Here is a 24,509-nt window from a genome sequence, read left to right as displayed (position 1 = left end):
CTTAAAGTTTATTCCTTAACACCACCGAGTGTCACACCGGCAATAATGTATTTTGAAAGGAAAAGATAAACGATAATAATTGGCACAATAGCCACCAAAATCATTGTGTAAATTTTACCCATATCAAAGTTCATGTAATCTGCACCACGCAATGTTGCAATCAAAATTGGCACAGTCATCTTGCTCTTCGTTTGAATAACCAAGGCTGGAATGAAGTAGTTATTCCAAGAACCAACAAAGGTAAAGATTGCTTGAACCGCAATAGCTGGTTTCATAATTGGAAGAACAATCGTGTTAAATGTTCTAAATTCATTTGATCCATCAATACGAGCAGCTTCTACCAATGAAATTGGCAATGATGATTCCAAGTAGCTATACATGAAATAGAAGACCGCTGGTGAAGCAACTGATGGAATAATCAATGGAAGCCAACTATCGTACATTCCCATGTTAGTGATTAAACGCAAGAAACCCATTGAAGTAACTTGTGTTGGCATAACCAAAATCGCCAAAATGAAAGTAAAGGCAACTTTTTTCAACTTAAAGTCATAAACATATAAACCATAAGCAGTCAAAGCTGAGAAATAAGTACAGATAGCAGCTGTCAAACCTGAAATAATCAAGCTGTTCAAAATCCCATGAAACATCGGGAAGCTACCATCGTTAGCTACCTTGCTCAGGTTATCAAATAAGGAACCACCAGGTAGTGCTGAGAAACCTTTTTGCAACTCAGCATGTGAGTGGGTCGCATTGATAATCAAAATATAAAAGAAGAATAGGCACATGAATGATAAGGTAATTAACACAAAATGTGCCACAATAACACGTAATCTATTTTTTGCTTTTGTTGACATTATTTCGCCTTTCTACCTTTGTGTTTCAATTGGTGTTTGGTTGTTTTAAGTTCGTTGTTAGTCATACGATAAACGAACCAACAAAGAATCGCACTAACCACAAAGAGGTAAACTGATAGTGCACCGGCCATACCGTAGTTCTTGCTCTTCAAGTGATTGTTCAAGAACATAATCAAGGTTGTTGATGTACGGTCTGGAGAACCTTGTCCGTTAGTCAAGATTTGCGGAACATCGAACATTTGCAAACCACCGATAATTGACGTAATCAAGGTATAAGCCAAAATAGGTCGAATCATTGGCAAAGTGATATAGAAGAAACGTTGACGACTGTTACAACCATCGATTTCAGCTGCTTCAAAAATATCTGGGCTAATTCCCATGATAGCTGCCATCAACATGATTGTGGTATTACCAAACCACATCAAGAAGTTCATCACACCAACCAATGAACGTGTTCCAAGAGCAGAACCCATGAAATCAATCGGTTCTTTAATCCAACCAAGTGATTCCAAGATAGAATTGATAGGACCATTTGTTGAAAAGAGTGTGAAGAATAACATGGCAAAGGCTGACGCCATAATCAAGTTTGGCAAGTAAATGACAACTTTAAAGAATTGTCGACCACGAATTTTAAGTCTTGCATCAACAAACCAGTTGGCAAGTAGCAAGGCAATAACAATCTGCGGAATAAAACCAATCAACCACATAATCATGGTATTTGCCGCATATTTCAACATATCTGAATGCAGTAAGCTTACGTAGTTTTTTAGACCAACGAAATTAGGTCCAATCTCTGTCATCCCTGAACGATAATATTCAAAGAAACTATACCGAATGGTGTCCACCAAAGGTATAAAAGAGAAAATGAAGAAAATTAGGAAGAAGGGAAGGATGAAAATATATCCCCATTTCCCATAATCTATACGCTTACGTCTTTTTTTCATCTTTATCACTCCTCCAAAATACGAGGAGCAAGTCAGAATACCTTCCATCTGGAATCGATTTTCTAACTCGCCCCCGCAAGGTCTACCAAAATTCTAAAATCCCAATTAAATGCCTCAATTTTTTAAATAGTACTTAAGTCTAGGACGATTAAGCTACTTTTAGTCTGGCCATTTAACATCTGTAATTTCTGGATAACGTTCTTTAATGGCTGTTTCAAAGTTTGATTTAGCTTTGTTGTAGCTTACTTTACCTTGTAGGTAATCATTAAAGGCATTTTGAATCAATTCAACACAACCTTGGTCATATGATGACAATGGTGCAATCTTAATGTTTTCTGCAACTGGTGCGTAGTATGAATAAGCATTTTCACCACCAAGGAAGTCTGATTTGAAGCTATCATCTTTAGCTGCTGCTTCCATACCAGATTTAGTGTTTGTGAAGTCTTGGTAATCTTTAGAAATCTTCAAGAGGTTATCTTTATCAGCTGTCAAAGCTTTGATGATTTCTTTAACATGTTTAGGGTTATCAGTACCTTCGGCACCGTGGATGTATGAACCACCCCAGTTGTATTCTTGTGGTGGATTAGTAACTGCCCATTCTCCATCAGCACCATCCCAGTTAGATTTCAAAGTAAAGTCAATACCCCAAGCTGGGAACAAGAATGCAAAGACTTTAGATTGTGAACCCATAGCTTTGTTCCAGTCATCTGTCCATTGACCTTTAACTGTTTTATTGAAGTAACCAGCGTCAAGCCATTCTTTAGAATCTTTAACCCAGTTCATGATTTGAGGGTCTACACGTACAGTTGTTGAACCTTTTTCAACCCAAGGTTTAGAAATACTGTTACCGTACAAACGGAATGTATCAGCATATGATGCAAATGTGTAGTAACCTTTATTAAGAAGTTCTTGTGATGTTGCTTTCATAGTATCCCAGTCTTTAACTTTTTCACCAACTGCTGTTGGGTCATCAGTACCAAAGACATCTTTTGCAATATCACGACGATAGATTAGAACACCTGGACATGTTTGCCAAGTTGAACCGCGTTGAACACCATCTTCATCAGAAGCTGTTTCTTTAGTGAAATCATATTGGTCAGCCAAATCTTTCTTAGGATTGATTCCCAAATCTTTCAAAGGCATCGCAACGTTTGCTTTTTTAGAAGTGTATTTTGAAACGTAGTCAGTTTCTGATAGGAAAATATCGACTTTGTCATCAGCAGAAGCTGAGTCTTGTTTTTCAAGCGCTTCATCCAATTTTTGTTGGTAAACACCATCTTGGTTTGGATTGATAATCCAGTGGATTTCACTACCGTCTTTTAGTTTAGTAACTGTTCCATCTTTAGAAGTTGATTTAACTTCTGGATAAACAGCTTCCACACGTTGACGGAATTCATCATTCCAAGAGTAGATGTTGATAACTTTGCCTTCTGCACCTGAAGCTGATGTGCTTGATTTAGAAGAGCAACCAACCATTGTCCCTGCTGCAAGAGCAATCGCTATAAAAGCGCTTACTTTTTTGTTCATAATCCTTCTCCTTTTTGAGGTTTCCCCTCATGTTTTTTGTAACTGCATTATAACGCGATTCCGAGAAGTGTTATATTATAATATTTTAAAAAATATCATTTTTATGACCTTGTTTGAAAAATTTTTTATAAAAAATCATGCTTTTCTAATCTTTTTAATAGGTAAACCCTTTCATATAAAATGCCGTTTTTCCTATAAAATTAGGCTTTATAGCCAGTTTTCTAACTTTATACACCATAGTTTCCTAATAAAGTGCTATATGTAAAAAATTTGACACTTCTTGAGTTAATATCATAATTATGATATTTTTCTCTTCTTTTTTATTTTCTCTAAGGCTAATTTCGACTAAAATATGGGGCAGAAGATAAAGGAGATAACTATGAAGCCATTAACTTTTACTAATAACAAGGGGGATTTCAAACTTTCCCAAGCAGAAAATATCAGTTCTTTGTACTTTCCACTTGCATCAGAAGTTGGACTAAAAAGTGCAGTCACTCCTAACTTGGGTGGCGATTCAAAAATCAATCAAGAAACTTTCCTATTAGAACCTGTCAGTGTGGATAACCTCCACAACAATCGTTCAACTCGAAATTTCTGGGTTCGCGACGACAAAGGAAATGTTTATTCTGCAACAGGTGCTTCTGCTAGTCAAGAAGCGCTACGTTTCTCAGATCAAGAAGAAGAAAATACTGTAGAAGCTGGTTTTATGTGGCATACCATTAAACGTCAATCAGCTGACCTACCTTTAAAATCTACAATTACGTCATTTGTTCCACGAGATGAAAATGTTGAAGTCATGCTCGTAACACTTGAAAATTTATCTGATGCTGACCAAACTTTAACAGCATACGGCGCCGTTCCGATTTTCGGGCGTAGCGCTGATAATATCCGTGACCACCGAAATGTAACGTCTATGCTTCACCGTATCAAAACTACCGATGAAGGCGTCTTAGTTTGTCCAACCATGTCATTTGATGAACGTGGTCACCAACTCAACCACCAAATTTATTACGTGCTTGGCTTTGATGACAAGGAAAAAACACCTGAAACATTCTATCCAACCGTAGAAATGTTTATCGGTGAAGGAGGAACATTTACTCATCCAGCTGCCGTTTATAAAGAAACAAGTGGCGTAGCAAGCGACAGCCGTATCGATGGGCGCGAAGCCATGGGTGCCTTCAAATTTAAACCATTCACCTTAGCTGCTGGTCAAGGCAAAACTTTCATCCTATTAATGGGAATCAACGAAAATCAAGAACACATCCAAGCAGTCGCTCAAAAATATAAAAATCTTGTAACTGTCGAAAAAACATTGCAAGAAACAAAAGATTACTGGCAAGAAAAAGTTGGGGTTGATTTCAAAACTGGCGACAGCGACTTCGATGGTTATATGAAATGGGTATGCTTCCAACCATTCCTACGTCGTCTCTTTGGTTGTTCATTCCTTCCACACCATGACTATGGACGTGGCGGACGCGGTTGGCGTGATCTTTGGCAAGACTGCTTGTCACTACTTTTAATGGAACCAAAAACAGTTGGTGATATGATTGTCAACAACTACAAAGGGGTTCGTCTTGATGGTACCAACGCCACAATCATTGGTGAAGGTGACGGTAACTTCCTTGCTGACCGTAACGGTATCACTCGTGTTTGGATGGACCACGCGCTTTGGCCTTTAATGACAACAAAACTTTATATCGACCAAACTGGCGATATCGATATCTTAACTAAAGAAGTTTCTTACTTTAAAGACCCACACGTCAAACGTGGTACTGAAATCGACCAAGACTGGAACGATGCCTACGGCAATGAACAACGTACTGCTGACGACGCTGTCTACACAGGTAGCATCCTAGAACACTTGTTAATCCAACATTTGACAGGATTCTATGAAGTTGGTGAACACAATATCTACCGTCTCCGCGGAGCTGACTGGAATGATGCCCTTGATATGGCGGATGAAAATGGTGAAAGTGTTGCCTTTACCGCTGCTTACTCTGGTAACTTGATGGAACTAGCAAGCCTTGTTCGCCTCCTAGAAAGCGAAACAAATACAGAATCTGTCGAAATTCTTGAAGAAATCGGACTCTTGCTTAAAAAGGATTCTGATATCTACGATAATATCGAACGCAAGCACCAAATTCTTGATGCTTACACTAACCAATGCCTTCACAACGTGAAAGGACGTAAAATCAGAATTTCCCTTTCTGAACTTGCTCTTAACCTCATTCAAAAAGCAGCTTGGTTGCGTCAACACCTTCAACAACAAGAATGGCTTGACTTCAACGATCAAGAAGGTTGCTACAATAGCTACTACGACAACAGCAGCAAACCAACGGACGGCTTCTACAATGACCGTATGCACATGATGTTGACTGGACAAGTCTTCCCTATCATGAACTATGTCGCTACAGATGAACAAATCCGTAAAATCACTGCCAGCGCTGACCACTACCTCTACCGCCCAGAAATCGGTGGCTACCGCCTCAATACAGATTTCAAAGAAATCAAAACAGACCTTGGACGTATGTTTGGTTTTGCTTACGGTGAAAAAGAAAACGGTGCCGTCTTCTCTCACATGACTGTTATGTATGCTAATGCACTTTACCGTCGTGGCTTTGCCAAAGAAGGTTGGAAAGCTCTTAAGACACTGTCTGACACAGCTCTAAACTTTGAAACTAGTCGCATCTATCCAGGAATTCCTGAATACTTCCGTGCAGATGGCCGAGGAGTTTATCACTACCTAACTGGTGCAGCAAGCTGGTACATGTTAACAATGGTTACTGAAGCCTTTGGTGTTCACGGTAAAGCTGGCGACCTTGTCCTTTATCCAAAACTTCTTGCAGAACAATTTGACGAAAATGGACGTGCAAGCATTACAACTCAATTTGCTGATAAGACTTTCCAAATTCACTACGATAATCCAAATCAAAAAGATTTCGGAAAATACATTATCAAAAAAGCCACTTGTGATAACCAAGAAATCGATATCACTGATGATGCTTTTGCCTTTATCACAAAAGCTGACCTTGCTAACCTAAACGACGAAGTTCATGAAATTGTCATTACACTAGATTAAGAAAAAGAAAGGATTTTCTCATGAAATACGGTTATTTTGATGACGCTAATCGCGAATATGTCATCGACCACCCAAACACACCCAAACCTTGGGTTAACTACCTTGGGTCACCAGAATATGGTGCTATTATCTCAAATAACGCTGGCGGTTACAGCTTTGCTAAATCAGGAGCCAATGGACGCATTTTACGCTACGTCTTCAATAACTTTGACCAACCAGGTCGCTACATCTACCTCCGAGACGATGATACCAAAGACTTCTGGTCTGCCTCATGGCAACCTGTTGGTAAAGACCTAAAAGACTACCACAGCGAATGCCACCACGGCATGGGCTACACTAAAATGATTGCTGATTACTCTGGCATTCATTCAAAAGCCAGCTACTATGTGCCAAAAGATAAAAGCTATGAAGTTTGGGCAATTACCGTTACTAACCGCTCTGAACAAACTCGTCATTTAACACTAACAGGTTACGCTGAATTTACCAACCACAGCAACTACGAACAAGACCAAGTTAACCTACAATATTCACTTTTCATCACACGCACACTTTTCCAAGATAACCGCATCATCCAACAAATCCACGGCAATCTTGATACCCTTGATGACAGCGAACAAGTTGACGAAAAGAACGTTACCGAACGTTTCTTCGGTCTTGGCGGTGCTAGCGTCAGCTCATATTGTGGAGATAAAAAAGGTTTCTTAGGTGGCTACAACGGCTACGACAAACCTGCTGGTGTCACATCAGGAGACCTCGGCAATCAAACAAGCTACAACGAAAATGCTTGTGGTGCCCTTTCAAGTAAAGTCACTCTTGAACCTCAAGAAAGCAAAACCCTTGTCTTTCTCCTTGGTGAAAAATCATCACAAGAAGCTGCAGAAATCCTAGCTCATTACGACCACCCTGCAGAAACAGTCGAAGAAGAAATCCAAGAACTTCGCAAAGAATGGGAAGACCGCTTGACTAACCTACAAGTCAACACACCTAGCCCAGAATTCAACACTATGCTTAACACTTGGAATGCTTATAACTGTTACATGACCTTTATCTGGTCACGCGCAGCATCATTTGTTTACTGTGGTCTTCGTAACGGTTATGGTTACCGTGACACCGTTCAAGATATTCAAGGTATCATTCACTTGAAACCTGAAATGGCTGCCGAAAAAATTCGTTTCATGTTGTCAGCCCAAGTTGACAATGGTGGCGGACTTCCACTTGTAAAATTCACTCATAACCCAGGACATGAAGACACACCTGATGACGCTTCTTACGTTCAAGAAACTGGACACCCAGCTTACCGTGCTGACGATGTTCTCTGGCTCTTCCCAACAGTTTACAAATACATCTCTGAAACAGGAAACCTTGCTTTCCTTGATGAAGTGATTCCATTTGCCAATAAAGGTGAGGCTAGTGTTTACGAACACTTAAAAGGTGCTGTGCAATTCTCACTTGACCACCTCGGACCACACGGCATGCCTGCTGGACTTTATGCCGACTGGAATGACTGCCTTCGTCTCGGTGCCAATGGTGAATCATCATTCGTTGCTTTGCAATTCTACTATGCCCTAAGCGTCTTGCGCGAATTTGCCAAAGCCAAAGAAGATACTGACTACCTTACTTTTCTTGACTCTGAACAAGAGAAAATGGGACAAAAAATTCAAGACCTCTGCTGGGACGATGACCGCTTCATTCGCGGCTTTACCGAAGCTGGCGAACGTATCGGTGCAGCTGATGACCCAGAAGCTAACATGTGGCTAAACCCTCAAAGTTGGGCTGTTATCAGTGGATTTGCTGATAAAGAACAAGCTGAACTTGCCATGAACAATGTCTACGAGCAACTTAACACTGATTATGGTGCCATCCTCATGAACCCACCATATCACGCTCATGCATTCGATGGAGCCCTTGCCGTTATCTACAACCAAGGGACAAAAGAAAATGCAGGTATCTTCTCACAATCACAAGGTTGGTTAATCCTAGCTGAAGCCCTACGCGGACAAGGGCAACGTGCTTTTACTTACTTTATGGAAAATGCCCCAGCTGGTCAAAATGACCGTGCAGAAATTCGCCAACTAGAACCTTACTGCTATGGTCAATTCACAGAAGGTCCTGCTAGTCCACACTTCGGACGTTCACACGTTCACTGGCTCACTGGTACAGCATCAACTGTCATGGTTGGTTGTGTGGAAGGTATCTTGGGACTTCGACCTGACTTAGGCGGATTAAAACTCTCACCAGCCATTCCAAAAGAATGGGATAACTTCAGCATGACTAAGATTTTTCGTGGCAAAGAACTTCACATCACTGTGGAAAATCCAAACCACAAGGAAACAGGCTTTACAAAACTTGTCCTAAACGGACAAGAGCTTGACCAAGCCTATCTTCCTGAAGACCTCTTACAAGACACTAACCAAATCACTCTTACTCTATAAAGAAAGCTGGGACTTGCTCCCAGTTTTTTTATGGCTTCATTTTAAAAAAACGTCCCTTTTCTAAGACAAAATCAGTTTCTATAAGAGCTGTTAAGAATGATTGCATTATTTTATTCAGCCAAGGCAATTACTGCTTCAAATCGCCTTTTATAGCTGTTATACACAAGCTTATCAAACTTATCAAGACACCAATCAATTGATTTCACTCATCACAAAAAAGGAACTGAGACAAGCTCAGCTCCTTTTATCGTTAACGTTTAAAAAGAAAGAATTTTAAAGAGTTATTTTGTTGAGAGAGATTTTAACCGATTTATTTGGGGAGTGTAGTTATAATCAGTTAAGTAAAAACAAATTGTTATTTGGTTACTGTCTAGCTTTATTAAAATTGGTCGTAGCTAATCCAGTCATAGTATGCATACAAAGGAGTTCGACCATTGTATGGAGCCAACCATGCATCTACGCCTTTTCCTGGCCAAGCATTCATCATAATCTTACCAGGTGTGCTAGGAATATCATTGTAAGCAGTATAAACAGCTCTTCCATCAACATACCAAGTAATGTGATCAGCTTGCCAATCAAAACCATAAGTATGGAAGCCTTGAGAGGCATCAAATCCTAAATTGTGAAGATGCACGTGTTCATCTTTTTGACCTCTACCGTTAGTAAAGTAGTTGAATTGAACTTTTGTTGTATCTTTCCCTAAAAATTCAATGTCAATTTCATCCCAAGGTTTGCCTTCACTCGGACCAGTATAAGTGAAGAATGAAGAAACGACACCTGGATTTTTAATAGGTTTCATGTTCACTTGATAAAGACCATAGCCGAAGCGATCTTTACTACGCCATTCGCCCCCAGTGTAGCCACCACGACCATCACTGTCAATTTTAAGACTCATCAAGCCGTTATTAAAGCCGACATTTCCAGGGACAAAATTGCAATTAAACATACTTCCATTAGAACCATTACGAAGTTCCATGGTGTTACCATTATAGTAATTTAGTTCTTGACTATAGTGGTATTTGCTTTGCGCATCAACACCTTGTTGAAAACCAAAGAAAGCCAATAAGAGAACAATTAAACAACTAACTTTTTTCCACATAATAATACCTCAATTTTAATCATTTTTAAAAAGGAGTTCTGTCAGAAAAAGAGAACTAATCTCCTCTACTACAGATTGAAAACGCCTAATCAATCGTAGCTAAATTCACTTTTTCTTTTCAGTAACTGTTACTTCAAAAATGGGGCAATTTTTTCTTTTTCATAATTCCGAAAAGAATGCTAGTCACACGATAAATGTTTCTCTTTAAAACCCTCCTTACACCGTTATGTCATAAGTATAGCGCTTTCATTTTAGATAATATATTATATTCTCACAAAAAATATCAAATTTATGACCTGAAGGCAGAAAATTAAAAAAGTCTTCTCAGAACCATTTTGCTAAAAAATAGCTCTAAGAAGACTTCCTAAAAATAAAGAAAGACAACTCATCATTTAAACGTGGTGACTCAATTTCACTCGTTTATAAGACATAATGACTTGCATTAATGCTGATAGAAAGAAAATAACTGCAGCTAAAATCAAGACACTTTTCACACCACTATCTAAAAATGCTAGAACCAGCAAAATCAAATCAATAATTCTGACATAAATGCTAATTTCCTTCATCGACAAAAACCTCCCTTTATTTTATCCCATGTATTTTTATAAAACCGCTTTCATATATATTATACTACATTTTTTGCCGTTTTTTCATAAAATCTTAAAAAAATTTTATAAAAAACCACAATTTCAACGTGAAACTGTGGTTTAATTACTATTTTTTCTTATCTAATGCTTTCTTGATGCTATCAACAGCCCCCTCAGAGCCTTCTTTGATATCATCAACAATTTCCCTACCTTTAGCCAGTGTTTTATCAACCAAGCCTTCAATTTCTACCTTTTTATCACCAGTTACCTTACCTAGCCCTTCCTTAAGACTTCCCTTAACTTGGTCCAGTTTAGCTTTGTATTTTTCGTCAGACATATTAGTGTCCTCCTATCTTTAAATTACCTAAAGTCTATCATTTTCAGTTAGATAAGTAAAAGAATTCGCTTTCATTTTCTGATAAATAAAAAAAGACCGCCAGACTCGAGCACTGGCGGATAGTCTATCATTAAGCAGATAAAACTTTACGTCCTTTACGACGACGAGCAGCAAGCACGCGACGTCCGTTTTTAGTTGACATACGGTGACGGAATCCGTGTTTACGTTGACGACGGATTTTACTTGGTTGATAAGTACGTTTCACGATGAATACCTCCTAATAGATTTTCGTATTCGTTTAGCCGGCTATATTTGATCAGTTACTAAACATACCATACTATTTTATAATAAGTCCGTCTAACTGTCAAGCTCTACTTTTTGTTTAATTTCAAAGACTTTCTTTTGAGCGTCTGATAGAAGAAAAAGTCCTGAATCCTGGCAATAATAAGTTAAAATTTATTTTTTAGTTTTTTCTTGTAGTTTCTGGTTAATATTTTTGACGCGATTATTAAAGCTAATATAAATCACGAGCCAAATAATCAAATAAGTTAGAATAAACTCACCTAAAAATGGTAGTGACCAGATAAAGGATGTTGTGGTACCAATTAACATATTTAACCAGCTGTTCAAACCATAAACTAAACAAAAGTGAATCAGAATTTCCCAAGTAATTGGAATAGCATCCACCTCAAAAATCATACTGACAATTCCTATCAAACCACTCACCAAAACAACGCTAGTAATCTGCTGAGTCGTCTGAGTAGCTACATTATTTTGCCATAAAAAGAACAGGTAAAGAAGGCCTCCAAAGCCAACACCAACTAGAAAATAGACAATTCCTCGTTTCAAATAAGTCATCAATCACACCTCACAATCCCAAAGCTTTTTCCAAAGCTGACAAATAACGTCTGCTAACATTTGTCGTCACGTCATTTGTAAGCATGGCCAACATATTTCCTGAGAAGCTATTCTCTAAGGATTTTAAATGATTAATATTAATCAGAGCATGCTTTGAGATCTGTACAAAGTCTGGATTAGCTAGACGCTCACGAAACTTGTACAAGCGATCCGTAGTGATAAGTCTTCCATTGGTCGTCTCCAAAATCAAAGAAGTCCCATCAACATCCACAAGAATCAAATCTGACACGCGTAATAACTCTGTACGAACAGCCGTTTTTACTGGCAAAATCTCCACCCTGCCCTGCTCAAATTTCGCTAAATAATCTAAAACATCTTGGACAGCTTGGTCGTATTTTCCACTTCGTACCAAAACTTCAATAGCCTCTTTTGGTAAACTGCTATCCTCTTCAAACTGGTAATGCACCCTTCAACTCCTCTTATTTATTCTTAGTCAATGAAAATCGCTCAAGGTACAAACTAAGTGCCAAAAGAACGATGATGCCACAGATGACAAGACTCACTAAAAGCATTTCTTGATTCAAGGTTGTTAATTTTTTTAATTTCAACCCAATACCTAAAATTTCTTTTGCATCTGTGTTAACAGCATCTTTTGCAATCAAAAGCTGACGATAAGCTGCTGATACATAGGCCGCTGGCGTTAATTTGACCACTTTTTGTGCAAAATCAGGCAATGCCCCAATTGGCATGTAAACTCCCACAAGAAAACCTGAAACTGTTCCGACAATAGTTGATAAAGCTTCATTTGTTGTTAGTGTTTTGACAAATTGCAAGACAAGAAGGGCAAAACCAGCTCCCATGATTGAACTTAAAAGCATGATTAAAAGCAGCTGAGGCAAATGAGTAAAACCAAAATCAATGCCATCTTGCCAGTAGAAATAAAGCTTCATAGTAACTAACATAACCAGCTGCATGATAAAGCCAATCACACTAGATGAAATGAGATAACCAAGATAAAGTTTTAGTCGCGAAATATCAGTCAGTAAAAAATCTTCCAACTTATGACTGACCTTATCTTGAACCAAGTGAGAAATACCTGTCCACGTTGTTGTAATACTCGTTACTGCTAGTGTGCCACCAAGTACCCAATTATCGAGCAATTCTTCAAGATTTGGTGTGCCAGTAAAGGAATCTTGCATGTTCTTTTGTAAGAAAACAACATAAAGAATAAATGCAATCAAGGCTCCAAGTAATGAGAAAAAGACGCTCGCTTTATTTGAAAAATAGAGTTTTAAATTGCGTTTGGTCATCGCCCACATTTAAGCCATCTCCCTTCCCGTAATGCTCAAAAAGACATCATTAATATTTGCTTTTACATACTCAAAATCGCAAATCTTATCACGCTTATCAGCCAAAATAGCTAAAGCTTTCGCTGAATCATCCACAAAAATTTTTATCTGGCCATTCTCTAAAAGCTTGTAATCAATATCCGAAAAAGCAGCAAGATTATCGGTTTCAAGCAATAGATATGGTTTTGAATACCTTTCTTTCAGTTCCTTAGCAGAGCCTTTAGCTAAAACCTTCCCGTGGTCAATAATATAGGCCATATCAGCATTCTCAGCCTCTTCAAGGTAATGAGTGGTCAAAAAGATAGTCAAGTTTTCTTCACGCTGTAAACGGCGTAAAATCTCCCAAATAGCACGACGTGTCTGGATATCAAGTCCTGTCGTTGGCTCATCTAAGAAAAGTAAGTTAGGCTTATTCAAAAGGGCACGAACGATATCAACACGACGACGTTGACCACCTGATAACGTGCCATACGTTTGGTTCAAAAAAGCATCCAAACCTGTCAGCTGAATAAGTTTTTCTAGCCAAGCTTTATCCTGTTTACGGTAAAGTGCTTGGCGACTTTTCAGATTATCTAGAACCGTCAATTCCTCATCAAGAACACTCTCTTGAAAAACCATTCCAATCTTCAAATCTGCTGCCAATTCAATCTCACCTGACGTTGGTTTTAAGAGCCCCGTTAACATCTTCATAGTTGTTGATTTCCCAGCACCATTTGTCCCAATATAAGCTAGCAATTTCCCTTCTTCCACTTCCAAATTCAAGTGGTCAATCACCGTTTTATCTCCGAAGGTTTTGATTAAATCTTTTGTTCTAATTAGCATAATTAACCCTCCCTTTTGACATTATTTTATCAAAAAAAGGCTTGAAATAAAGCCTTTTTCGGTAAGCGGTTAAAAATAATTGCTAAGCGGTACAAAAAAGCCCTAACGGGCTTTTAAGTCTTATTGAACAGGCGTTACGACCACGTAACGATTTGGATCGTTCCCTTCAGAATAACTATCAACACCTTCAATGCTTGTGATAGTTTTATGAACAATTTTTCGTTCACTATTACTCATTGGGTCCATGACATAATCTTTACCAGTTTCAAGCACACGGCTTGCGGCTTTGCGGGTAAATTCAATCAATGTCTCTGTACGGTGTTCCACGTAATCATGAACATTCAAAATCACAGAGAAATTCTTTGAATAACGGTCATGTAGGAAATTTTGTGAAAGTAGTTGAAGTGATTTCAACACTTTTCCGTGATAGCCAATCACACGACCAGCTTCTGGTGTTTCAATTTGCAAATTGATTTGACGGCGATTGTGGCTTGTTTCCACAGTTGCCTCAATATCCATTTCGTAGATGATTTTTTTAACATAATCAGCTACTTCTTCTGTCGCTTTTTCGATATCTTTACTCAATTCACGTTGAGCTGGAAATTCGCTGGCCACAAATTCTTCAAAACTTTGGCCTGTGTTAACAGGTTTTGGTGTGTCTGAAACTTCTTTTGACTCTGCAACTACTTCGTTAGCATCGTCTGTTTTTCCAAGTGCTTCTAAAACTTCTGTATGTCCAGCTTCTTCAAGAATGGTTTGTGTTTTTTTCTTGTGCATGACGATATCTTCTTTGACAGAATCATCGATGACTTCGCCACGTTCTTCCATTTTTTTAATGATGCTGGCTACTTTACGAAGCTCCATAGTATCTTCAAATTTTGATGATACGGGCTCATTTTTTTGATTAACTTCTTCTGGTACACCTTTAACTGCTTTTTGGTTAGCACGGTGAGCAGTTACTTCGTTAATCCCTTCAATATCTACTTGAGCTGGTTTCTTACCAAAACCAAAGAAACCTTTTTTCTCACGAGAAACAACTTTAATGTGGGCTTTAAGACGTGAAAGATTTAACTCTTTCAAGCCCTTTTCAATAGCATCTTCAACAGTTCGACCTGTGAATATTACCATAGCTTTATCCTCTTACTTTCTTCTCTTTTGCGCTTTCTTTTTAGCACGACGAATCTTAGCCGCATGTTCTTTTTCAGCACGTTCCTTAGCTTCACGTTCTGCAATAATCTTAAATGGATTATTTAACAAAAGGATTTGGAACACTTGGAAGGCATTTGATACTGTCCAGTAAAGCACAACCCCTGACGCCAAACGGAAACCAAAGAAGAAGATAATGATTGGCATCACGTAAGTCATAAGCGTCATCGCGAAGTTTTTCTCACGCGCAGCTTTATTAGTCAACCAAGTTGAAAGGAATGTAAATAGAGCTGCTAAAACAGGCAAGATATAATATGGATCTGGTTGTGACAATTCAATCCACAAGAAAGTACCTGTTTTCAAGAAAGCAACACGAGTCAATGCTTGGTACAAAGCCATCAAAATTGGCAATTGCACAACCAATGGAAGCATTGTTGCATATGGGTTAACACCATATTCTTTATAAAGTGCTTGGCTTTCTTCAGTCAATTTCATGCGGCTGTCTGTATCACGGCCAGGATATTTTTCTTGTAATTTTTTAAGCTCTGGCTGCAAATCTTGCATCTTTTGACCTGATTTGATTTGCATGTTGTAAAGTGGCATCATAATGGCACGAATGATGATAGTAAAGAGAACAATCCCCACACCAATACGACCATTAATTGAAAGCCATTGAATAGCTTTGGCAAAGAAGTAAACAATTTGTTCCCAACCGTTAGTTGATGAAGCGGTTACTTCGCTGCGCCCACAAGCTGCCAAAAGCATTAAAGTAAGACTACTTAATCCTAATAATTTAATCTTTCTTTTCACTATTGAGACCTTCCTGATATAAATTAGCAAGTTTTAACACATGCAATAAATTTTTCTTCACTTCATGGTAATCAAGTTCCTCGACACCTTTACGCGCAATGATGACAAAGTCCTGATTAAGCAAATTTGGTGATAATTCCATGATAACGTGACGAATTTTTCGCTTAATGCTATTGCGAGTGACCGCGTTACCAAGTTTTTTGCTCACAGAAAGCCCTACTCGATAGTGGCTCTGATTTTTTTCTAAATGATAAAGGACAAATTTTCGGTTAGCAACACTTGTACCTTTGCTAAAAATCGCCTGAAAATCTTTGTCACTTTTGACACGATAGGTTTTCTTCAACGTACGACTCCATTCTAAATTATTTTTATTATACCATAAAATTCAAAAAAGCCCTAACCTCTAAGAAGTTTGGGCTTATTATCTTTAAAATATTTTTATTGGAAAATACGCTTAAAAATCTTGGAAAGCCTAAATGTCTATTAATCTAGATTTTGCAAGTCTTCATTGGCTAATTTAATTTGCCATTTCACTTGGTCAAATCCTGTTCCACCAAGAGAGTGACGACGTTCAACCGCCGTATGAGATTTGAGAGTTTCATAGATATCTTCCTCAATCAAATCAGAAATTTCTTGGTAACGTTCAAATGGCACATCTTGCAAATAATAACCAGCTTTCGTGCATTCGAGGACTAATTTACCTACAATTTCGTGAGCTTGACGGAAAGGAAGCCCCTTGCTAGCAAGATAGTCAGCCAATTCAGTCGCATTTGAAAAGTCTTTTTCAGTTGATTCAGCCATGTGTGCTTTATTAACAGTCATTGTTTTGAGCATACCAGCTAAAATATCGATAGCTACCGTGATGGTTTCAACAGTGTCAAACATTCCTTCTTTATCTTCTTGTAAATCTTTGTTGTAGGCAAGTGGTAAAGATTTCATGACTGTCAAAAGACCAAAGAGATTGCCATAAACACGACCTGATTTTCCACGAATCAATTCCGCCATATCAGGATTTTTCTTTTGTGGCATGATAGATGACCCTGTTGAGAACGTATCAGAAAGTGTCACAAACTTAAACTCATTTGAGCACCAGCTGATGATTTCTTCACAGATACGGCTCATGTGCATCATCAAAATCGAACTATTTGCCAAAAATTCCAAGATAAAATCACGGTCAGACACAGCATCAAGAGAGTTGCTGTATGGTTTAGCAAAGCCCATGAGCTGTGCTGTCATTTCACGGTCAATCGGGAAGGTTGTCCCAGCAAGAGCAGCCGCACCAAGCGGTGACATATCCGCATGCTTGATGTTAAATTCAAAACGTTCACTATCACGCGTAAACATGTTATAGTATGCCATCAAATGATGTCCAAATGAAATAGGTTGAGCATGTTGTAAATGCGTATAACCTGGCATGATGGTATAAACATGCTCATCAGCCAAATCAACTAAAGTTTTACGCAAGTTCGCAAGTTTAGCGATAACTTCGTCAAGCTTCGCTTTCAAATACAAGTGCATATCTGTTGCCACTTGGTCATTACGTGAACGCGCTGTGTGCAATTTCCCAGCAACTGGACCGATTTTAGCGATCAAAAGACTTTCCATATTCATATGAATGTCTTCGTTTGACACATCAAATTCGATTTTTCCAGCCTTGTACTCAGCAAGTAATTCTTCAAGACCAGCTTTGATTTGATTGGCTTCATCTTTGGTGATAATGCCTGTTTCACCAAGCATAGTCACGTGTGCAATTGAACCTTTCAAGTCAAATTCTGCCATTTTTTGGTCAAAAGAAATGGATGCACCAAATTCTTCAACCCATTTTTCAAGACCAGCTTCAAAACGCCCGCCCCATAATTTATGATTTTCTGTTGTCATAACACTGATACAATGAACCACCAAAGCTGGCGTTCAAAGCCTTTCTCTTTTCTTATTTCAATTAACAAATAAGTCCTAGGAGCTACCAAGGACTTATGATGTGATGCCTCACGGGGCGAATGTCTTAAATGATTCTCACAGGATATCATTATTTAAGCTCGATGCCACTCTCTGTTGACATTAACGAGTGTTTGGTAAGTTATAAGAAAAGAGTCTCAGATGGGGCTCCCTGTCCCCTTTTATCTGAAATTTTCTTTTCTTTTTATACTTTTATTGTTTATTTGGCTGTGACTTATTCACGCCCATGTTTTTCTTTTCTTTTTCATAATCGACTGCTTAAGCAGATGATTTATTTGTTGTTAACTTGTGAGTTAACTTGAGTTGGTAGTCCCCAAAGTTTGATGAAGCCTACAGCTGCATCTTGGTCGAAGCTATCAGCTGATGTGTATGTTGCCAAGTTTTCATCATAAAGTGAATTTGGTGATTTACGAGCAACAACTTTTGCTGAACCTTTGTACAATTTAACTTTTGCAGTACCATTAACCACTTTTTGTGTTTCTTTAATGTAAGCAATAATTGCTTTTGTTGCTGGGCTGAACCACAAAGCGTTGTAGATAAGGTTTGACAATTCATTTTCAAGAATTGGTTTGAAGTGAGATACTTCACGTACCAATGTAATGTCTTCGATTTCTTTGTGAGCTGTCAAAAGTGTGATAGCACCTGGGCATTCGTAAATTTCACGTGATTTGATACCCACCAAACGGTTTTCAACGTGGTCAATACGTCCGACACCATGTTTACCTGCGATAGCATTCACTTCTTGGATAAGGTCAGCCAATTTCATTTCTTTGCCGTTAAGAGCAACTGGTTTACCTTCCTTGAATTCGATGTCGATGAATTCTGGTGTATCAGGAGCTTCTTCTGGAGAATTTGTGATACCAAAAGCATCTTCTGGAGCTTGGTTCCATGGATTTTCAAGAACACCACATTCATTTGCACGACCCCAAAGGTTTTGGTCGACTGAATATGGGTTGTCTAGGTCAGCTGGAACTGGTACACCATTTGCTTTAGCGTATTCGATTTCTTCTTCACGAGACCATTTCCATTCACGAACTGGCGCGATGACTTTCAATTCTGGGTCAAGCGCAGCGATTGCCACTTCAAAACGAACTTGGTCATTCCCTTTACCAGTACAACCGTGAGCGATTGTTGTCGCACCTGTTTTATGAGCAATTTCAACTAATTTTTTAGAAATCACTGGACGGCTAAGTGCTGATACCAATGGGTATTTTTGTTCGTAGTAAGCGTGAGCTTGAAGTGCTGGAAGCACATATTCTTCAGCGAATTCATCTTTAACGTCAAGAACGTAAGATTCAACTGCACCAACTTTAAGAGCTTTATCATGAATAAAATCAAGATCTTTACCTTCGCCGACGTCCATACAAACAGCAACGACGTCATAATCTTTCATAAGCCAAGTAATAGCAACTGAAGTATCAAGACCACCAGAGTACGCAAGGATAACTTTTTCTTTTGACATAGGACTACTCTCTTTTCTTATTTTTGTGTTTTTATCAACTTTATGTGTATAATTATACACACCTCTTCCACCCCTGTCAAGAATTTTTTGAATATTTTTTCAAAAAAACTTACTTTTTTATGATTTTATAACAAATATACTGCATATATACAAAAATCCACACCTTTTTATACAAAAAAACTCCCCAGCCAAAGCTAGGGAGAATATATTAGCTTAATTATTGAATTTTTTCAAAGCGTTCTGTGTAGAACAACGCTGCTGTCATCACAATTGTACAGATGAACAAGCAAAGCGCTGCTACTGTCCATGAACCAAAGAGGTTAAAACTAAATCCAAAAAGAGTTGGTCCAAAGGCTGCTAGGAAGTAACCACCTGATTGCACCATACCAGACAATTGTGCTGTTTGGCTTGGTGTGTGAGATTTCATTGAGAATGTCACAAGCAAGTATGGGAACAAAGCACTAACAGCAATACCGATTAAAATATTAACTGTCAACCAATAAGCAAAGCTGCTTGTTTGGAAGAGAAGCATTCCTGTACCTACAATGGCACAAGCTGACACAATCGCAAGCATAATTTTACGGTTTTTACTTGATAGATTTGTTGTCAAAGTAGGGATTGTCAATGAAAATGGCAAGCTAATCAATGAATAAATTGAAGCTAAGATACCTGCTGCTTCGCTTGAAAGACCAGCTTGGCTAGCCATTGTTGGCAACCATGTCATTCCTGTGTAGAAAAGAAGAGATTGCAAACCACCAAAGACAAGAAGCGCGATAGCGGCTTTATTTTTCCAAAGTGATGATGAACGTTTTTCTTCATCTTGCTCTGTCATGTGATTGTGGAAAGTATTTGGGAACCAAACTGCCAAAGCTACCAAAATCAAGAAACTCAGAATCAGAATCAGACCTTTCCAAGATGTTGCTTTAACAATCGGAACAGCAACTGAAGCGGCAACTGATGAAGAAAGCCCCATAGCTGTTGTATAAATCGTTGTCAACAATCCGATACGGAATGGTTGGTTTGCCAAAATGATACTTGGGAACAAAACGTTCATCATGGCAATGCTGATTCCGATAATCATTGTACCGATGTAAAGACTTGGAAGGTTAAGCACGCGCATGCTTGAACCGATAAACATGGCAATCAGAACCATGGTGAATAATTTTTCAAGTCCAAATTTATCCGCTAAACGTGGTGCCAAAGATGAACAAAAGGCAAACATAATCAACGGAATACTTGTCAAAACACCCAAAGAATTGACTGAAACTCCTAAACCATCCGCAACATAGCTAAGGACAGTCGGAATTGTCGTAAATGGGATACGCATAACAGCGCCCACGAGAATAATTCCTGGGACGAAAAAGATAGAATAGTCTTTTTTCATGTAACTCCTCTTTACTTATAAATAACAAAATTTTAAAGCCTATTATAACAAGAAGTAAATGACTTTAGAATAGGTAACTGCAAAGAAAACGTTTTTCACAAGCAATTAAAATCTTTCTAAAAATTCATAATTTTAGATAAAAATACAACTTAATACATTTGCTTGATTTACTCTAAAATAACAGCGTCTTTTTCTGACATACCATCTAAAGGAAAATATAAAAAGCCTGAGAATACCTCAGACTTTTTTAGCTATTATTTCAAGTTTTTAAGCATGTTTTCAATGTGTTCAATTGATTTTTCACGACCAAGAAGGTAGATAGTATCTGGAAGTTCTGGACCGTGCATTTCACCTGAAACGGCGATACGAATTGGCATGAAGAGGTTTTTACCTTTGATACCAGTTTCTTTTTGAACAGCTTTGATTTGTGGGAAGATGTTTTCTGATTTGAAATCTTCGTCACTCATTGCTTCAAGTTTAGCTTTGAAGGCTTCAAGAACTGTTGGAACTGTTTCACCAGCCATGAATTCTTTTTCAGCATCTGTCAATTCTGGGAAATCTTCAAAGAACAAGTCAGTCAATGGAAGGATTTCATCAACAGATTTCATTTGTGGTTTGTAAAGTTCAACCAATTTTTCAGCTTTGTCAGTCAAACGACCAGCTTCTTCCAAGAATGGTTTAGCCATTGCAAAGACAGTATCGAAATCTGCATTCTTGATGTATTCGTTGCTCATCCAGTCCATTTTCTTTTGGTCAAAGGCAGCTGGAGATTTGCTCAAACGGTGTTCATCAAAGAGTTTGATCAATTCTTCACGTGAGAAGATTTCATCTTCACCACCTGGGTTCCAACCAAGAAGAGCGATGAAGTTAAAGACTGCTTCTGGCATGTAACCTTTTTTACGGTAGTCTTCGATGAATTGAAGAGTGTTTGTGTCACGTTTTGACAATTTTTTACCAGTTTCAGAGTTGATAATCAATGTCATGTGACCGAATTCTGGTGCTTCCCAACCAAGTGCTTCGTAAACCATCAATTGTTTTGGTGTGTTTGCGATGTGGTCATCTCCACGGATAACGTGAGAGATTTCCATCAAGTGGTCATCAATAACAACGGCAAAGTTGTATGTTGGGTAACCATCTTTTTTCTGGATAACCCAGTCACCACCGACGTTTCCACCTTCAAATTCGATGTCGCCTTTAACGATATCATGCCATTTGTAGATACCTGATTCGTTAACAGCCAAACGAACTGTAGGGATGATTCCTTTTGCTTCACGTTCTGCGATGTATGCTGCTTTTTCTTCTTCAGACATACCAAGGAATTCGTTGATGTAACGAGGAGTTTCACCAGCAGCTTCTTGGCGTTCACGTTCTGCAGCTAATTCTTCTTCAGTAACGTATGATTTGTAAGCTTTACCTTCAGCCAACAATTGGTCGATGTATTTTTGGTAGATGTCCAAACGTTCTGATTGGCGATATTTTTCATGAGTTTGTGGGCTTTCGTCCCAATCCATTCCCAACCATTTAAGGTTTTCCAATTGTGAACGTTCACCGTCTTCGACATGACGTTTACGGTCAGTATCTTCGATACGGATTACAAAATCACCACCGTGGTGACGAGCGTAAAGATAATTAAAGAGCGCTGTACGCGCATTTCCGATGTGTAAAAGTCCTGTTGGACTTGGTGCATAACGCACGCGAATTTTCTTAGGCATTTTCGTCTCCTGTTAAAATTTCAATCGCTTCTATTATAGCACAATCTTGAGTCTTGGAACAAAAAATTCAGCTGAAATCAGCTGAATTCCTTCCTATATCCAAGATTTAGAACAATCGAACTTTAACTTGATGCTGAACTAGCTGCACTTGACTCTTTTTCTTTGACATAATCAATGGCAATAACCAAAGAAATGACAAGGTCAGACAAAGAATCATCAGCAATTTCCACTCGATAAGTTGAAGGAAATTTAAACCATTCTTGATGAATCTTAGCCACCTCACGTCCTTGGTTAAGAAGGCTAAATGTCATATTCCAAATATCCCCAGCTACTTCTAAACCAAAATCAGAAATATCATACTTAGCTTTCAACAGTGAAAAACGTTTTTGAATCGTGATTTCCTTACCATCCGCAAAAGTCACCATAAATTTCTGGAAAGGAAAACTAAACTGCTGCTTAATATGACTGACAGTCTTTCCTTGTCCATCAAAAATAGTAAATTCCTTAAATAGTTTCAGAAAAGAACCTTGAACCTGATAAGCCAAACGACCATCCTCATCAAAGATATCAAACTTGCCAGCTAGCGACCAGAATTTTTGGCTGATTTCAAATTTTCGCATAAACTTCTCCCAATTTACTCAAAACACTAAAAGCATTTTTATGGCAAATCATTGCCCGCAGCCAAGTAGATTTCATACCATTCTTTTCGCGTTAACTGGATTTCTGCCGCCTTAGCTGCTTCAGCAACACGAGCTTTTTTGGTTGTTCCAATCACAGCTTGCATTTTTGCTGGATATCGCAAGACCCAAGCAATAGCAACCGCTGACGGGCTGACATGATATTTTTCAGCCAAACGGTTTAAAACGTGATTTAACTCAGGGTATTTCTCAGAACCCAAGAAAACACCGCCAAAATAATCAAACTGAAGTACTGACCAAGCTTGAATCACCACATCATGCAAGCGACAATATTCAAAAATACTGCTATCGCGGACAATCCCAGCCTCTTGTTTCATATTGACATGAAAACCAGCGTCAAAACTAGGAGTAAAGGCTGCACTCAGTTGCAATTGATTAGCCACCAAAGGTTGGTTAACATCTTTTTGAATCAATGCCATCATCATCGGATTTTGATTTGAGACACCAAAATCGATAACTTTTCCCTGTGCCTTCAACAAATCAAAAGCTTCCGCAATTTCTGCAGGCTCCATAAGCGCATCTGGACGATGAAGTAACAAAGAATCAATGTAATCAACATTAAGACGCTCTAAAATGCCATCCACAGCCTCTAAAATATGCTCTTTTGAAAAATCAAAATAAGTAAATTCTTCCATGCGGATACCACATTTTGATTGAATCCACATCTTCTCACGCAAGTCAGGACGACGTTTCAACACCTCTCCTAAGATCTGTTCACATTTTCCATGACCATAACAATCAGCAATATCAAAGGCATTAATTCCAACCGCCAGAGCAGACTCAATCAACTCTTCAACTTGATCAACCGTCATTTCTGAAATGCGCATTAATCCCAAAACAACTTCTGAAACTTCTTTTTGGCGCTCGCCAAATTTGATATATCTCATTTTTTCTCCTTTTTCAAAATCAAACACCTAGAGTGTTACTTCACTGATGCGGCCTGTATCAACATCATAAACAGCTCCTGAAATGACGATATCATCAGGAATCAACGGCGACTCGCGCAGCTTTCTAACATCCTCACGGACACTTTCTTCAACATCAGAAAATGGCAGAAAATCTTTTCCATGAACTGACACACCTAAATCACGCGCCAACTGCTCTGCAAAAGCATCATTACTAAGACCTTGCATCCCACAATCCGTATGGTGCAAAACAACAATTTCGCGTGTCCCTAATTGCTGCTCAGAAATCACCAACGAACGAATGGTATCATCTGTCACGCGCCCACCTGCGTTCCGCAAAATATGGGCATCCCCAAGTGCCAAACCAAGCGCATGCGCCACATGCAGACGTGAATCCATACAAGTCACAATCGCAACATGTGTCTTAGGTTTTTGTGGCAAATGCGCCGTACCATGCAAGTCAGCATATGCCTGATTGGTTTTTAAAAATTTTTCAAAATAAGACATAAAAGTCCTCCTAATATAGCCATGAGAGCGTTTTTATCATC

23 protein-coding genes are annotated in these 24,509 nt (G+C 38.6%); 2 read left to right on the top strand and 21 right to left on the bottom strand.

Annotated features, from left to right (window positions below):
- Positions 1-8 precede the first annotated feature (8 nt).
- The 3 genes from BMX18_RS06880 to BMX18_RS06870 form a co-directional block, all read right to left on the bottom strand.
- Positions 9-854, bottom strand: a complete 846-nt coding sequence (locus BMX18_RS06880; protein WP_074560955.1) for a carbohydrate ABC transporter permease — start codon at positions 852-854, stop codon at positions 9-11.
- Entirely contained in the window at positions 854-1,798 is a 945-nt protein-coding gene (locus BMX18_RS06875) for a carbohydrate ABC transporter permease (RefSeq protein ID WP_074564520.1), read from the bottom strand. The genes BMX18_RS06880 and BMX18_RS06875 overlap by 1 nt, the downstream gene beginning before the upstream one ends.
- Before the next feature lie 159 nt (positions 1,799-1,957).
- Positions 1,958-3,325, bottom strand: coding sequence for an ABC transporter substrate-binding protein (locus BMX18_RS06870; RefSeq protein WP_074482397.1), 1,368 nt, complete (start codon positions 3,323-3,325; stop codon positions 1,958-1,960).
- Positions 3,326-3,704: 379 nt separating this feature from the next.
- On the opposite strand from BMX18_RS06870, the gene BMX18_RS06865 reads away from it, so the two are divergent.
- Positions 3,705-6,404, top strand: a complete 2,700-nt coding sequence (locus tag BMX18_RS06865) for a GH36-type glycosyl hydrolase domain-containing protein (RefSeq protein ID WP_093815749.1) — start codon at positions 3,705-3,707, stop codon at positions 6,402-6,404.
- A 20-nt stretch (positions 6,405-6,424) separates the two neighbouring features.
- Positions 6,425-8,836: a glycoside hydrolase family 94 protein gene (locus BMX18_RS06860; protein WP_093815747.1), complete on the top strand. Its 2,412-nt coding sequence runs from the start codon at positions 6,425-6,427 to the stop codon at positions 8,834-8,836.
- Positions 8,837-9,215: 379 nt separating this feature from the next.
- Here the strand turns inward: BMX18_RS06860 and BMX18_RS06855 are convergent, their stop codons facing one another.
- The 18 genes from BMX18_RS06855 to BMX18_RS06775 form a co-directional block, all read right to left on the bottom strand.
- On the bottom strand, positions 9,216-9,935 hold the full coding sequence (locus BMX18_RS06855) for a beta-glucanase (RefSeq protein WP_093815745.1): 720 nt from the start codon (positions 9,933-9,935) through the stop codon (positions 9,216-9,218).
- 392 nt (positions 9,936-10,327) lie between these two features.
- Positions 10,328-10,501: a hypothetical protein gene (locus tag BMX18_RS09370; RefSeq protein WP_015695712.1), complete on the bottom strand. Its 174-nt coding sequence runs from the start codon at positions 10,499-10,501 to the stop codon at positions 10,328-10,330.
- A gap of 148 nt (positions 10,502-10,649) precedes the next feature.
- Positions 10,650-10,859 (bottom strand): CsbD family protein, encoded by a 210-nt coding sequence (locus BMX18_RS06850; protein WP_074482394.1) that lies wholly within the window; start codon positions 10,857-10,859, stop codon positions 10,650-10,652.
- 130 nt (positions 10,860-10,989) lie between these two features.
- Positions 10,990-11,124, bottom strand: a complete 135-nt coding sequence (rpmH, locus tag BMX18_RS06845) for a 50S ribosomal protein L34 (RefSeq protein ID WP_002885866.1) — start codon at positions 11,122-11,124, stop codon at positions 10,990-10,992.
- A gap of 191 nt (positions 11,125-11,315) precedes the next feature.
- Positions 11,316-11,717 (bottom strand): DUF3021 domain-containing protein, encoded by a 402-nt coding sequence (locus BMX18_RS06840; RefSeq protein ID WP_093815743.1) that lies wholly within the window; start codon positions 11,715-11,717, stop codon positions 11,316-11,318.
- A 10-nt stretch (positions 11,718-11,727) separates the two neighbouring features.
- Complete coding sequence (locus BMX18_RS06835) at positions 11,728-12,183, bottom strand: LytTR family DNA-binding domain-containing protein (protein ID WP_074603006.1); 456 nt, start codon at positions 12,181-12,183, stop codon at positions 11,728-11,730.
- A 13-nt stretch (positions 12,184-12,196) separates the two neighbouring features.
- Positions 12,197-13,036 (bottom strand): ABC transporter permease, encoded by an 840-nt coding sequence (locus BMX18_RS06830; protein WP_093815741.1) that lies wholly within the window; start codon positions 13,034-13,036, stop codon positions 12,197-12,199.
- Positions 13,037-13,888 (bottom strand): ABC transporter ATP-binding protein, encoded by an 852-nt coding sequence (locus BMX18_RS06825; RefSeq protein ID WP_074560964.1) that lies wholly within the window; start codon positions 13,886-13,888, stop codon positions 13,037-13,039.
- Positions 13,889-14,008: 120 nt separating this feature from the next.
- Positions 14,009-15,016 (bottom strand): RNA-binding cell elongation regulator Jag/EloR, encoded by a 1,008-nt coding sequence (jag, locus tag BMX18_RS06820; RefSeq protein ID WP_093815739.1) that lies wholly within the window; start codon positions 15,014-15,016, stop codon positions 14,009-14,011.
- Positions 15,017-15,028: 12 nt separating this feature from the next.
- Positions 15,029-15,844 carry a YidC/Oxa1 family membrane protein insertase gene (locus BMX18_RS06815; protein WP_039696185.1) on the bottom strand — a complete coding sequence of 272 codons (816 nt, stop codon included), beginning with the start codon at positions 15,842-15,844 and terminating at the stop codon, positions 15,029-15,031.
- Positions 15,828-16,187 carry a ribonuclease P protein component gene (gene rnpA, locus BMX18_RS06810; protein ID WP_006531772.1) on the bottom strand — a complete coding sequence of 120 codons (360 nt, stop codon included), beginning with the start codon at positions 16,185-16,187 and terminating at the stop codon, positions 15,828-15,830. Before rnpA ends, BMX18_RS06815 begins: the two co-directional genes overlap by 17 nt.
- Before the next feature lie 140 nt (positions 16,188-16,327).
- Positions 16,328-17,722 (bottom strand): argininosuccinate lyase, encoded by a 1,395-nt coding sequence (gene argH, locus BMX18_RS06805; protein WP_093815737.1) that lies wholly within the window; start codon positions 17,720-17,722, stop codon positions 16,328-16,330.
- A gap of 349 nt (positions 17,723-18,071) precedes the next feature.
- The gene (locus BMX18_RS06800) at positions 18,072-19,262 is read right to left on the bottom strand and encodes an argininosuccinate synthase (protein ID WP_074560967.1); all 1,191 of its coding nucleotides are present in this window, start codon (positions 19,260-19,262) and stop codon (positions 18,072-18,074) included.
- Between the two features lie 217 nt (positions 19,263-19,479).
- Entirely contained in the window at positions 19,480-20,646 is a 1,167-nt protein-coding gene (locus tag BMX18_RS06795; RefSeq protein WP_074564540.1) for a CynX/NimT family MFS transporter, read from the bottom strand.
- Between the two features lie 254 nt (positions 20,647-20,900).
- Entirely contained in the window at positions 20,901-22,358 is a 1,458-nt protein-coding gene (gltX, locus tag BMX18_RS06790; protein WP_074626856.1) for a glutamate--tRNA ligase, read from the bottom strand.
- Between the two features lie 122 nt (positions 22,359-22,480).
- Positions 22,481-22,978, bottom strand: coding sequence for an LURP-one-related/scramblase family protein (locus BMX18_RS06785; protein ID WP_074869454.1), 498 nt, complete (start codon positions 22,976-22,978; stop codon positions 22,481-22,483).
- Positions 22,979-23,016: 38 nt separating this feature from the next.
- Positions 23,017-23,943, bottom strand: a complete 927-nt coding sequence (locus BMX18_RS06780) for an aldo/keto reductase (RefSeq protein ID WP_074869457.1) — start codon at positions 23,941-23,943, stop codon at positions 23,017-23,019.
- 27 nt (positions 23,944-23,970) lie between these two features.
- Positions 23,971-24,468 (bottom strand): beta-class carbonic anhydrase, encoded by a 498-nt coding sequence (locus BMX18_RS06775; RefSeq protein ID WP_074564548.1) that lies wholly within the window; start codon positions 24,466-24,468, stop codon positions 23,971-23,973.
- Positions 24,469-24,509 lie beyond the last annotated feature (41 nt).

It is taken from the genome of Streptococcus sp. 45 (genome assembly GCF_900108865.1).
In the GTDB taxonomy this organism is placed as follows: domain Bacteria; phylum Bacillota; class Bacilli; order Lactobacillales; family Streptococcaceae; genus Streptococcus; species Streptococcus ruminicola.
Note: the sequence above shows the minus strand (reverse complement) of the source record. Positions and strands in the feature narration are given on the sequence as shown.